Source organism: Carnobacterium divergens (assembly GCF_900258435.1).
Taxonomy (GTDB): domain Bacteria; phylum Bacillota; class Bacilli; order Lactobacillales; family Carnobacteriaceae; genus Carnobacterium; species Carnobacterium divergens_A.
This window is the reverse complement of sequence record NZ_LT992558.1, coordinates 1,476,238-1,487,523: the sequence shown is the minus strand read 5'-3', so window position 1 is coordinate 1,487,523 and position 11,286 is coordinate 1,476,238. Positions and strand designations below refer to the sequence as shown.

The 11,286-nt window shown below is 35.5% G+C and carries 11 protein-coding genes; 1 reads left to right on the top strand and 10 read right to left on the bottom strand.

The window, feature by feature from the left end:
• Positions 1-41 precede the first annotated feature (41 nt).
• The 9 genes from CDIMF43_RS07530 to rpsB all read right to left on the bottom strand — a co-directional run bounded on the left by CDIMF43_RS07530 (position 42) and on the right by rpsB (position 9,390).
• Positions 42-1,748 carry a proline--tRNA ligase gene (locus CDIMF43_RS07530; RefSeq protein WP_074402855.1) on the bottom strand — a complete coding sequence of 569 codons (1,707 nt, stop codon included), beginning with the start codon at positions 1,746-1,748 and terminating at the stop codon, positions 42-44.
• A gap of 64 nt (positions 1,749-1,812) precedes the next feature.
• Positions 1,813-3,090, bottom strand: a complete 1,278-nt coding sequence (rseP, locus tag CDIMF43_RS07525; protein ID WP_109841638.1) for an RIP metalloprotease RseP — start codon at positions 3,088-3,090, stop codon at positions 1,813-1,815.
• A 14-nt stretch (positions 3,091-3,104) separates the two neighbouring features.
• Positions 3,105-4,250, bottom strand: coding sequence for a 1-deoxy-D-xylulose-5-phosphate reductoisomerase (locus CDIMF43_RS07520; RefSeq protein ID WP_109841637.1), 1,146 nt, complete (start codon positions 4,248-4,250; stop codon positions 3,105-3,107).
• 55 nt (positions 4,251-4,305) lie between these two features.
• A complete protein-coding gene (locus CDIMF43_RS07515) occupies positions 4,306-5,091 on the bottom strand; it encodes a phosphatidate cytidylyltransferase (protein WP_109841636.1) in 786 nt (261 codons plus the stop codon).
• A gap of 18 nt (positions 5,092-5,109) precedes the next feature.
• Positions 5,110-5,886: an isoprenyl transferase gene (locus tag CDIMF43_RS07510; protein WP_074402859.1), complete on the bottom strand. Its 777-nt coding sequence runs from the start codon at positions 5,884-5,886 to the stop codon at positions 5,110-5,112.
• 264 nt (positions 5,887-6,150) lie between these two features.
• Complete coding sequence (gene frr, locus CDIMF43_RS07505) at positions 6,151-6,708, bottom strand: ribosome recycling factor (protein WP_034570018.1); 558 nt, start codon at positions 6,706-6,708, stop codon at positions 6,151-6,153.
• Positions 6,709-6,711: 3 nt separating this feature from the next.
• Entirely contained in the window at positions 6,712-7,434 is a 723-nt protein-coding gene (gene pyrH, locus CDIMF43_RS07500; protein WP_074402860.1) for a UMP kinase, read from the bottom strand.
• A 113-nt stretch (positions 7,435-7,547) separates the two neighbouring features.
• Positions 7,548-8,429, bottom strand: coding sequence for a translation elongation factor Ts (gene tsf, locus CDIMF43_RS07495; RefSeq protein ID WP_074402861.1), 882 nt, complete (start codon positions 8,427-8,429; stop codon positions 7,548-7,550).
• Between the two features lie 169 nt (positions 8,430-8,598).
• Positions 8,599-9,390: a 30S ribosomal protein S2 gene (gene rpsB / locus CDIMF43_RS07490; protein ID WP_074402862.1), complete on the bottom strand. Its 792-nt coding sequence runs from the start codon at positions 9,388-9,390 to the stop codon at positions 8,599-8,601.
• Between the two features lie 357 nt (positions 9,391-9,747).
• Here rpsB and CDIMF43_RS07485 point away from each other — a divergent pair, with 357 nt between their 5' ends.
• Entirely contained in the window at positions 9,748-10,476 is a 729-nt protein-coding gene (locus CDIMF43_RS07485) for an HAD family hydrolase (protein ID WP_109841635.1), read from the top strand.
• A gap of 32 nt (positions 10,477-10,508) precedes the next feature.
• On the opposite strand, the gene CDIMF43_RS07480 is transcribed toward CDIMF43_RS07485, so the two are convergent.
• Positions 10,509-11,282, bottom strand: a complete 774-nt coding sequence (locus tag CDIMF43_RS07480) for a DUF2785 domain-containing protein (protein ID WP_109841634.1) — start codon at positions 11,280-11,282, stop codon at positions 10,509-10,511.
• Positions 11,283-11,286 lie beyond the last annotated feature (4 nt).

The window sequence follows — 11,286 nt, the reverse complement described above, 5'->3', positions numbered from 1 at the left end:
TAAAAGCAAAATGAAGCACTCTTCATTTCGCTTTTATTTGTTTAGATTGTGTTTAAAAGAATATTTAAGGTATCAATTAATTCTTCTTTTTTCACTTCAATCGTTTCGGCTGTTTTACGTAATTTAATTTCCACAATGCCTTCATTCGCTTTTTTACCTACTGTAATTCGAACTGGAATTCCAATTAAATCAGAATCAGCAAATTTCACGCCCACACGTTCATTTCGGTCATCCATTAAAACTGATAAACCTGCATTTTCAAGGTTTGTGTAAAGTTCAGCGCTTAAGTTAACTTGTTCTTCTGCCTTCATATTGACTGGTACTAAATGCACTTCATATGGGGCAATGTTACGTGGCCAGTTAATCCCTTTTTCATCTGCTTGTTGTTCTACAATTGCTGAAAGCAATCGGCTCACACCAATTCCGTAACAACCCATAATCACTGGAATTGAACGTCCATTCTCATCTAAAATAGTAGCATTCATTGATTCACTGTAACGTGTTCCTAATTTAAAGATATGTCCGATTTCAATTCCTTTTGTAAATTGAATCACACCTTGTCCATCAGGTGAAAGTTCTCCTTCCATAACAAAACGTAAATCTTCATAGCTTTCAATCGTTAAGTCACGTTCTGGATTGACATTTACGTAATGGAAACCCGTTTCGTTAGCGCCACAAACTGCATTTGCTAAATCTTGGACATAACGATCCGCAATCACACGAATCTCTTCATTGACGTTAATCGGCCCGACTGAACCAAATTCTGCACCTATCCATTTAACGGCTTCTTCATCTGTTGCCAATTCCAAGAAATCTGCTCCAAGGAAGTTTTTTAATTTTACATCATTGACTTCATGATCGCCTCGAATTACCACTAAAACAGGTTTTTCATCTGCAATAAATAGCATACTCTTCATAACACGGTTTGTTTCAACTTCTAATAATGTTGCGACTTCTTCAACAGAACCAACGTTTGGTGTTGCAACTTTTTCTAACTCTTTTTCGATTTCATGAGATTTTTTGCGCATATAGAAATTAGTAGCCATTTCTAAGTTAGCTGCATAATCACTAGCATCAGAATAACAAATCGTATCTTCACCAATATCAGAAATCGCCATAAATTCTTTGGAATCTTTCCCACCCATAGCACCACCGTCTCCAATGATGCTGCGGAATTCTAGTCCACAGCGTTCAAAAATACGGTTATACGCTTGTTCAAATTGACGGTAACCTACGTCTAGACTTTCATCACTATCATGGAATGAATACGCATCGTTCATGATAAATTCACGACCTCTTAACAAACCAAAACGAGGACGTTTCTCATCTCTGAATTTTGTTTGAATTTGATAAAGTGATAATGGCAATCGCTTGTATGAATTGATTTCGTCACGAATCAATGTTGTAAAAGCTTCTTCGTGTGTTGGGCCTAATAAGAAATCGCGTTGGCTACGATCTTTTAGTTTCATTAGATTGGGACCATACGTTTCATAACGCCCAGATTCTTCCCAAAGTTCACGGGGCAACAGTGATGGCATTAGCATCTCAACTGCATCTATTTTTTCAAACTCTTCACGGATAATCGTTTTTAACTTTTCAAGAACTAGATTTGCTAGTGGTAAATAACTATACACACCACTAGACACTTGTCTAATATAACCCGCTCTCAATAGCATCTGGTGGCTGATTACCTCAGCATCATTTGGAACTTCTCTTAATGTAGGTACGAATAGTTTTGACTGTTTCATTATTTTTCTCCTTTTATAAAAATGAAAAATCATTAATTTTTCATTTGAAATTTACTTTACCGCTTTAATTAAAAAAGTAACGCTGAATATCATTCCAAGTTACTAAGACCATTAATAACATTAACAAACCAAAACCAACCATTGTAATGATTCCTTCTTTTTCAGGATCCAACGGTTTCCTTCTAATGCCCTCAATGATGTTCAATAATAACTTCCCGCCATCTAAAGCTGGAATTGGTAGTAAATTGACGATTCCTAAATTGACACTTAAGAATGCTAGCCAATTGAACACACCATAAAAGCCAGTTTGAACGACTTGTTGGGTTGTTGCATAAATCCCTACCGGACCTGAGAACATATTGATTGAAAAACCTTTCGTAAACATAGACCCAAGAATTGTTAAAATTTGGACAATTACAAACCATGTTTGTGTGAATCCGTAGCTGATCTTAGCTATAAAGGATGTATCCATTGCCGCTTTTATGCCAATCATGCCGACTTTCTTGCCGTCTCCTGTGTCTTGTTTTTCAGGAGTTAAGGAAATGACTTTCGTTTCCCCTTTTGTAGTTTCTACTTTTAAATTGATTTTTTTTGCTGGATGTTTTTGAATTTCTTGCGCTATTTCAACCCAAGTGGTTGTTTTTTTACCAGCAACTTCTAATACTTTATCGCCTTCTTTTAATCCAGCTTTAGCAGCTACGCTGTTTGGCATAATTTCGCCCAATTGATTTTCATGAGAAACGACTCCACCTTGCATAAAAGCCATAATCGTAAAGGCAATAATCGCTAAAATAAAATTGTTCATCGGGCCAGCAAAATTAGTCATCATACGTTTTGGAAGACTCGCTGATTGGAATTGAACATCAATCGGTGCGATTTGTACTTCCGTACCATCTTCTTCAATCACTGTTGCTTCGCGTAATACTGAATAACGAATTAATTCATCTTCATTCCCCGCTAAGTATCCTTCAATAAATAATTCTTTTTCTAAATCTAAGGCAACAACTTCCATCGGAACAGCATTTAATAATTGCGTTTTTTTAGATGTATTGATAGTTGTAACAAGATTGTCGGAATTAATCACTAAACCTACTGGCATGCCCGGTTTGATTTCGGTTTCTTCTTCTCCAAAACCTGCCATACGGACATATCCACCTATTGGTAAAATACGCAAAGTATAGGTTGTTCCATTTTTTCGATAAGAAAAGATTTTAGGACCAAAACCAATCGCAAATTCTCGAACTAAAATGCCCGATTTTTTAGCAAAATAGTAATGTCCAAACTCATGGACAACAACTAAAATACTGAAAACTATAATAAATGTGATAATGGTTGTAATCATTTGACACGCTCCTTCTATGTTAGCCAACTGGTGACTAGTTTTCTTGTTTCTTTATCTACTTCCATTAAAGTAGTTAAATCTGGTTGTTTACTATAATGCACTTCTTGAATGGCCTTTTCAACAAGTTCTTCAATCGTAAGAAATGAAATTTTTTTCTCAAGAAATGCAGCAACGGCTACTTCGTTAGCCGCATTCATCATGGTCGGCGCTGTACCACCCATTTTCCCAACCGTGTAGGCTAATTGCAACAACGGAAATCGGTTGAAATCCATATTTTCAAAGTGTAAAGCGCCAATGTCTGCTAAATTAAATGGCTTTGGTTCCTTCATTTCAATTCGATGTGGGTAAGAAAGAGCATACTGTATTGGTTCTCGCATATCGCTTGCCCCTAATTGAGCCATCACTGCTCCATCAACAAAGCTAACCATTGAATGAACAATGCTTTCTTTGTGTAAAACAACTTTTATTTTATCATAATCTAGCCCAAATAACCAATGAGCTTCAATAACTTCCAACCCTTTATTCATCATCGTTGCTGAATCAATCGTGATTTTCTGTCCCATTGACCAATTTGGATGAATTAAAGCATCTTCTAACGTTACAGAAACAAGCTCTTGGCGTGATTTAGTCCGAAAACTACCTCCTGAAGCTGTAATCAATAAATGGTCTACCTCCGTTAATTTTTCGCCATTTAAGCATTGAAAGATTGCTGAATGTTCGCTATCAACAGGAAGCACTTGAACTTTATATTTTGCTGCTAATTCCATCACAAGTTCACCTGCCATTACCAATGTTTCTTTATTGGCGATAGCAACTTGTTTTCGTTCTTTGATTGCAGTCAAAGTCGGCAATAACCCCACACTACCTGAAACAGCTGTTAATACAAGATCAATTGCTTCCAGTGCAACAATTTCAGAGAGTCCTTCTACTCCATATGTGAAGGTTACAAAAGGGTAATCAATTTTTAATTGTTCCGCCATGTCTTTTGTTCCGACTGCCACCATTTTTGGTTTTAATAGTTGAATCAATTGACGTCCGCGCCGTATATTATTGAAAAAGGAAAACGTATGAATTGTAAATTTTTCAGGATGAGCCAATACAACATCAACTGTATTTTCACCTACAGACCCAGTTGCTCCAAGCAAACAAATATTTTTCATATAGAACAAAAGTAGTCATCACAAACGATAACTACTTTTACACTTCCCTTCAACATTAGATTAACGTCACCAAATGAACAATTGGTAGTACAAATAACAAACTGTCAAATCGATCTAATATACCGCCATGTCCTGGTAAAATTGTACCTGAATCCTTCACGTCATAATGACGTTTAAAAGCTGATTCTACTAAATCTCCCAATTGTCCTGCGATCGAAAACAAAACAGTCAAAGCTAACATGACACCCATTGAAAAGACCTGTGGGAAAAAGAATAAATAGATAGCTGCAACAATAATAGCCGAAAACATTCCACCCAATGATCCTTCAATCGTTTTATTCGGACTAATAGCAGGTGCTAACTTTGTTTTTCCAATTTTACGTCCAACCATATAAGCACCAATATCTGTTGCCCAAACAACAAAAAGAACGAACATCAACAAGGGCAACCCTGCTGCTCTTGTTTCAATAAAGTAGTGAAATCCTGTTCCTATATACAAGGCGCCTAAAATCGCAACACCTGCATCATCAATTGTAAATGAATTTTTTGAAAAAACAGTACAAACTAATAATAAAATCCCACAAATATAGAATAAAAATAGCGTTGAAAGAGATAGTGGAATAAAGTTTAAATACTGTTTTGGAACTAAAATCAACATCATTCCGATTGAAGCAATTATTCCCTCAATTGAAAAAATAGAAATGCCCTTCATTTTTAACAATTCATACATTCCAACTAACCCCATTAAAACGGCAACGATTTCTAACACCCACGAACCAACGTATAAAACTGGGATAAAGAAAATCAACGCCACAATTGCTGTAATTACACGTTGTTTCACAAAAAATTCCTCCTCAAATTACAAACCACCAAAACGACGATTACGCTTTTGATAAATTCCAATCGCATTTTCTAACACTTCTTCACTAAAATCAGGCCACAATATTTTTGTGAAATAAAACTCACTATATGCAATTTGCCACAGTAAGAAATTACTGATTCTTTCTTCTCCGCTGGTACGAACAAGTAAATCAGGTTCTTGAAACTCACCTAAAGAAGAGGTCATTAATTCTTTTTCAAATGTTTCTTCGTTAATTTCATCAAGCGTTATTTCATTTTGCTGTACTTTTTCTGCCATTTTTTTAGTCGCTTCAATCAACTCACTACGGCTACCATAATTTAATGCAAAATTTAAAATCATTCCTGTATTGTCTTTTGTATCTCGAATCGCATTTTCAACTGCTTTTTTCGTGTGTGCTGGCAATTCATCAATAAATCCCATCACATTTACTTGCACATTTTCTTCGATTAAATCAGGAACAAATGTATCAAAAAAATCAACTGGCAATTGCATTAAAAAATTCACTTCATCATTTGGTCTTTTCCAATTTTCAGTAGAAAAAGCATAAAGCGTTAATACTTTTACTCCTAATTTACTGGCATGTTTTGTTATTTTTTTTACAGTATTCATTCCTTCACGGTGTCCTGCAACTCGCGGTAAGAATTTTTTTTGAGCCCAACGTCCATTCCCATCCATAATAATTGCAATATGGTTTGGGATTGCTTCATTTGGTTGAAAAGGAGCTTCATTTGTTGGAGAATCTTTTCTTCCTTTTCTATTAAATAAACTTCTCAAGCAGTTCCCTCCAATTTCTTTCTTTAGCTCTATCTATTGTAGCAAAAAGTTGGGAACTTTCCTATTAATTTTGCGAAAAATAAAGATTTTCTTTGCATATTTATGATAATAAATCGGTTTTTATCCCACTTATTCTTTAATTGCTACTTTTTTTAACAATAAAATCATGCCCAAAAAAAGTTGCTTAGCAGCATAACTATTTATCTGTTTTTTAATAAAAAAAAACAGAAAGAAGTGAGTTCTCTCTGTTTTTTCTGTAATTAATTAACCTTCTAAAATTTCTTTTTCTTTTTCAGCAGCGATTGCATCAATATTTTTAACACTTTCATCTGTTAATTTTTGTACTTTAGTTTCGTAATTACGTAAATCATCTTCAGTCATTTCTTTGTTTTTCTCAGCTTTTTTCAAGTCTTCAATTGCATCACGACGAATATTACGAGTGATTACTTTTGCACCTTCAGCTTCTTTTTTAACGCGTTTTGCTAATTCTTTACGGCGTTCTTCTGTTAGCATTGGAATAACTAAACGAATCACATTTCCGTCATTTGCTGGGCTAATTCCGATATCGCTTTGCATCAATGATTTTTCAATATCTTGAATAATTGTTTTATCAAAAGGTGTAATCATTAATACACGCGCTTCTGGAATCGTGATAGAAGCCATTTGATTTAAGGGCGTTGGCGCACCATAATAATCAACTTGAATACGGTCTAAGATGCTAGCGTTCGCACGACCCGCACGAATTGTACCTAGTTCGCGTTGTAATGATTGCTCAGTTTTTGTCATTTTTTCTTTTGTCGCTTGTAAAATTGCTTCACTCATATGTTACTTCCCCCTTACTGTAGTTCCAATGCATTCACCTAGTGCAACACGTTTAATATTGCCTGCTTCATTTAAGTTGAAGACTACTAAAGGAATGTCATTGTCCATGCTTAACGAACTTGCAGTTGTATCCATTACTTGCAAGCCTTTGTTGATAATTTCTAAATGTGTTAATTCTTCAAATTTAACAGCTGTAATGTCTAATTTAGGATCAGCTGAATAAACTCCGTCTACATTGTTTTTCGCCATTAAAATAACATCTGCATCAATTTCAGCTGCGCGTAAAGCTGCAGTTGTATCGGTAGAAAAATATGGATTTCCCGTCCCACCAGCAAAAATGACAACACGTCCTTTTTCTAAATGACGAACTGCTTTTCTTCTGATGTATGGTTCAGCGATTTGACGCATTTCAATAGATGTTTGAACTCGTGTTGGCACACCTACATTTTCAAGGTTATCTTGTAATGCTAATGCATTCATCACTGTTGCAAGCATCCCCATGTAGTCTGCTTGAGCGCGTTCCATTCCCATTTGAGAACCAACTTGTCCACGCCAAATATTTCCTCCACCAACGACGATTGCAATTTCAACACCTAGATCATGTACTTCTTTGATTTCTTTTGCAATCTCTTTGATGGTTGGAGGTTTAATTCCAAAACCATCTTCGCCAGCAAGTGCTTCTCCACTAACTTTTAATACTACGCGTTTATATTTTGGTTGATCCATATTTTAATTCCCTCCATTAACTATGCTACTCTAGTCTTATTTTACCATAACTGCAAGAAAAAAGGGAGCGCTCATTAACTGATGCGTTCCCTTCTACATAATACGCCTAAGGTTTATTTATTCACTTGACTCATAACTTCATCAACAAAGTTATCTTCACGTTTTTCAATACCTTCTCCAACTTCAAAACGTACAAATGATTTCACTGTAGCGCCTTTTGAAGCTACGAATTCACCGACAGTTTGATCTGGGTTTTTAACAAATGATTGGTCAACTAAGCTAATTTCAGCAAGATATTTGTTTAAACGACCTTGAATCATTTTTTCAACAATGTTAGCTGGTTTGCCTTCATTAAGTGCTTGTTCAGTTAAAACTTTTGTTTCGTGAGCAATTTCTTCTTGAGAAACTTGATCGCGAGAAACATATTTAGGATTGATTGCAGCGATGTGCATAGCAACGTCACGAGCAACTTCTTCATCTGTTGTTCCATCTAAAAGAACTAAAACAGCGATACGTCCACCCATGTGTAAGTATGCGCCAAATGCAGCATTGTCATCTTTAGTTACGCGTTCAAAACGACGGAAGCTAATTTTTTCACCGATAACAGTGTTTGCTTCCATGATTTCTGAACCAATTGTTCCGTTAGCAGTTTTGATTTCTAACGCTTCTTCCATGTTAGCTGGGTTTGCTTCAACTACTTGGCGAGTTACTTCAGCAACTAATGTTTGGAATTGTTCATTTTTTGAAACGAAATCTGTTTCTGAGTTAATTTCAACGATTGCTGCATTGTTTCCTTCAACATAAACGCTAGCTAAACCTTCAGCTGCAACGCGGTCTGCTTTTTTAGCAGCTTTCGCCATTCCGTTTTCTCTTAAGTGATCAATTGCTTTGTCGATGTCACCTTCTACAGCTACTAAAGCTTTTTTAGCATCCATCATACCAACGCCGGTCATATCACGTAATTTTTTTACTAATTGTGCAGTTACTTGTGTCATTTTATTTTCCTCCTAGGTTTAGGTGTAGTTGTCTTTAGTTTTTCAGTAGGTTTTATCCTATACAGAAAAAATAGGCCGTCTCTTGAAAAGGAAATGACGCCGCTTCGTAAAAAGTCGCTACTCACTTCTCTTTTACTGGAGACAGCCTAAAGATTTTTATATTGGTTGATTATTCAGCGTTGTCGCCTTCAACTACTTCAACGATTTCTTCGATTGATGCAGTTTCAGTACTAGCTTCTGTTGTTTCAGCAACAAAAGTTTCTTCAACGATTTCATCTTCACCTTGACGTCCTTCGATCATTGCGTCAGCCATTTTAGCTGTCAATAATTTAACGGCACGGATTGCGTCATCATTCGCTGGAATTACAACATCAATCTCATCAGGATCACAGTTTGTATCAACAATACCTACGATAGGAATGTTTAATTTGTGAGCTTCTTGAACAGCAATACGTTCTTTACGAGGATCAACAATAAACATTACATCTGGAATTCTTGGCATATCTTGGATACCGCCTAAGAATTTTTCTAAACGTTCGCGTTGTTTGTTTAAGATTCCAACTTCTTTTTTAGGAAGGACTTCAAAAGTTCCGTCTGCTTCCATTTTGTTGATTTCTTTCAAACGTTTGATACGTTTTTGGATTGTATCCCAGTTAGTTAATGTTCCACCTAACCAACGGTGGTTTACAAAGTATTGACCTGAACGAATTGCTTCGTCTTTAACAGCTTCTTGAGCTTGTTTTTTAGTTCCTACGAATAAAGCGATTCCGCCGTCTTCAGCAACATTTTTCATGTAGTTGTAAGCTTCGTCTACTAATTTAACAGTTTTTTGTAAATCAATAATGTAGATTCCGTTTCTTTCTGTGAAAATGTAGCGTTTCATTTTTGGGTTCCAACGACGTGTTTGGTGACCAAAATGTACACCGGCTTCAAGCAATTGTTTCATTGAGATTACTGCCATGATAAATTTCCTCCAATATGGTTTTTTATTTTCCTCCCTCAAATTCAACTGTAAGGAGACTTGAGATACTCAAGCACCATTCCTTTACATCCTTTAAGGTGTGAAATTAATTGGTGTTTTACACCGTCTATAATTGTACTACACCAATGGATTTGTTGCAAGAGTTTTTATTTGCTTTTCTAACAACTAAATGATTGTTTTCATGAATAAAGGAAAAACCAATAAATTCCTCATCCTTTTTTAATTAAAATCGTTTTCAATTCTATTTTATACAAAACACCGTGTTTTTATACGGTTTGTTTTGCTATACTAGTAAGCGTGTGAAAAAAGTAACTTGATGGAAGGATTTGTCTAATTTTGATTAATGCCATTGTTTTTGATGTTGACGATACACTCTACGATCAACAAGCCCCGTTTAATAATGCTTTGACGATTTGTTTTCCGGAGGCTGCAAAAAAAATCGATTTACACCATGCGTATCTTCGCTTCCGTTTTTACAGCGATGAGACTTTCTGTAAGTATATTTCTGGAGAATGGACCTTACCTTTTATGCGTTTTAATCGGATTGCCGAAGTCTTAAAAGAACGTGGTTTTACCATTACAGAAGAAGAAGGCTTGTCCTTTCAGGAGGTTTATGAAGTAGAGTTGGATCAAATCCAACTTTTACCAGAAGCTGAAGCCATTTTGACTAAGTTAGCTAACAATAAAGAAATAGACTTAGGAATTATTACGAATGGTCCGACTGATCATCAATTACGAAAAATTAAACAGTTGCAACTTGAAAAATGGATTCCAATCGAAAATATGATTATTTCTGAAAGCTCTGGGTATGCTAAACCGGACCCACAGATTTTTCATCTTGCAACAAAAGAATTTCATTTTGAATCTTCAAAGACACTGTATGTTGGTGATAATTTTGACAATGACGTTGATGGTGCAAAAGCTGCTGGTTGGAATGCTCTTTGGTTCAATCATCGGAAACGTCTAAAACCTATCAGTAGATGGGATTGTGATTATGAAATTACTTGCTTTACTGAACTTCCAGCGCTGATTGATGAAATTATTGAAACCAAACTAGTGAAATAAAAGAAGATAGCCAGTTGGCTATCTTCTTTTATTCATTTTGCTAAAAAATGTCGAACCTTTTCTGGCGTTGCTGAATTTTGTAGAAAGCTGTTATAAAACTGTTGCAGGTTATAAAATCTTATCCAGTAGTTTTCTTGATTTTTTTCAAGTGAATTTTTTATTCTTTCGTTTAAATTGGTCACTAGTCGAATAAAACGTTCTTCATTACTAGGATCTTTTTGAAATAATTGATTAAAAATTTCCATCATACGCATTGGCTCACCAAAATTTAGAGGACTCTTCGTAGCTTCTAGTTTAGATAACACCGTCAACATAATGATTAACTGATTTTCTGACTCTAAAAGAGGGTGCTCTGCGAGGGATAAAAAAACATCCGCTCCATGGGCAATTGCATGTGCCCACCCTTTATACGTCACAAAACCGCGAGTATCTTGTTCCATTACATAGTATGCACATAGAGTTAAAACAACTTTTTCTAACTCTTTTGAAGTTAAAATTGGCTGTTTAGCATCTGAATCAATTAATACTGCAATTAAAAGTGCACTGAATGAACGGTAAAAGACGGCATCACTTATCGGCGTTTCGATTGATTTAAAAAGAAAATCATTTGACAATAGTAGCAACAACATTTTTTTCATTTTCTTCGGTTTTATTTGTTGATGTTTAATGACTGAACAAAATAATGGATAGACACCTTGGTCTCTAATTTCTCCTACAGGATTGCCTATATTTTCTAACAACCAATCTAAATCAGCATCTTCAAGATAAGAGGTCTTTTCAAGATTCTTTTTGATTTTTTCAATCATTTTC

What these genes read in the sequence shown, in the direction of transcription:
- CDIMF43_RS07530 (WP_074402855.1), bottom strand. Translation starts at nt 1,748, where the DNA reads ATGAAACAGTCAAAACTATTCGTACCTACATTAAGAGAAGTTCCAAAT.
- rseP (WP_109841638.1), bottom strand. Translation starts at nt 3,090, where the DNA reads ATGATTACAACCATTATCACATTTATTATAGTTTTCAGTATTTTAGTT.
- CDIMF43_RS07520 (WP_109841637.1), bottom strand. Translation starts at nt 4,250, where the DNA reads ATGAAAAATATTTGTTTGCTTGGAGCAACTGGGTCTGTAGGTGAAAAT.
- frr (WP_034570018.1), bottom strand. Translation starts at nt 6,708, where the DNA reads ATGAGTGAAGCAATTTTACAAGCGACAAAAGAAAAAATGACAAAAACT.
- pyrH (WP_074402860.1), bottom strand. Translation starts at nt 7,434, where the DNA reads ATGGATCAACCAAAATATAAACGCGTAGTATTAAAAGTTAGTGGAGAA.
- tsf (WP_074402861.1), bottom strand. Translation starts at nt 8,429, where the DNA reads ATGACACAAGTAACTGCACAATTAGTAAAAAAATTACGTGATATGACC.
- rpsB (WP_074402862.1), bottom strand. Translation starts at nt 9,390, where the DNA reads ATGGCAGTAATCTCAATGAAACAATTGCTTGAAGCCGGTGTACATTTT.
- CDIMF43_RS07480 (WP_109841634.1), bottom strand. Translation starts at nt 11,282, where the DNA reads ATGATTGAAAAAATCAAAAAGAATCTTGAAAAGACCTCTTATCTTGAA.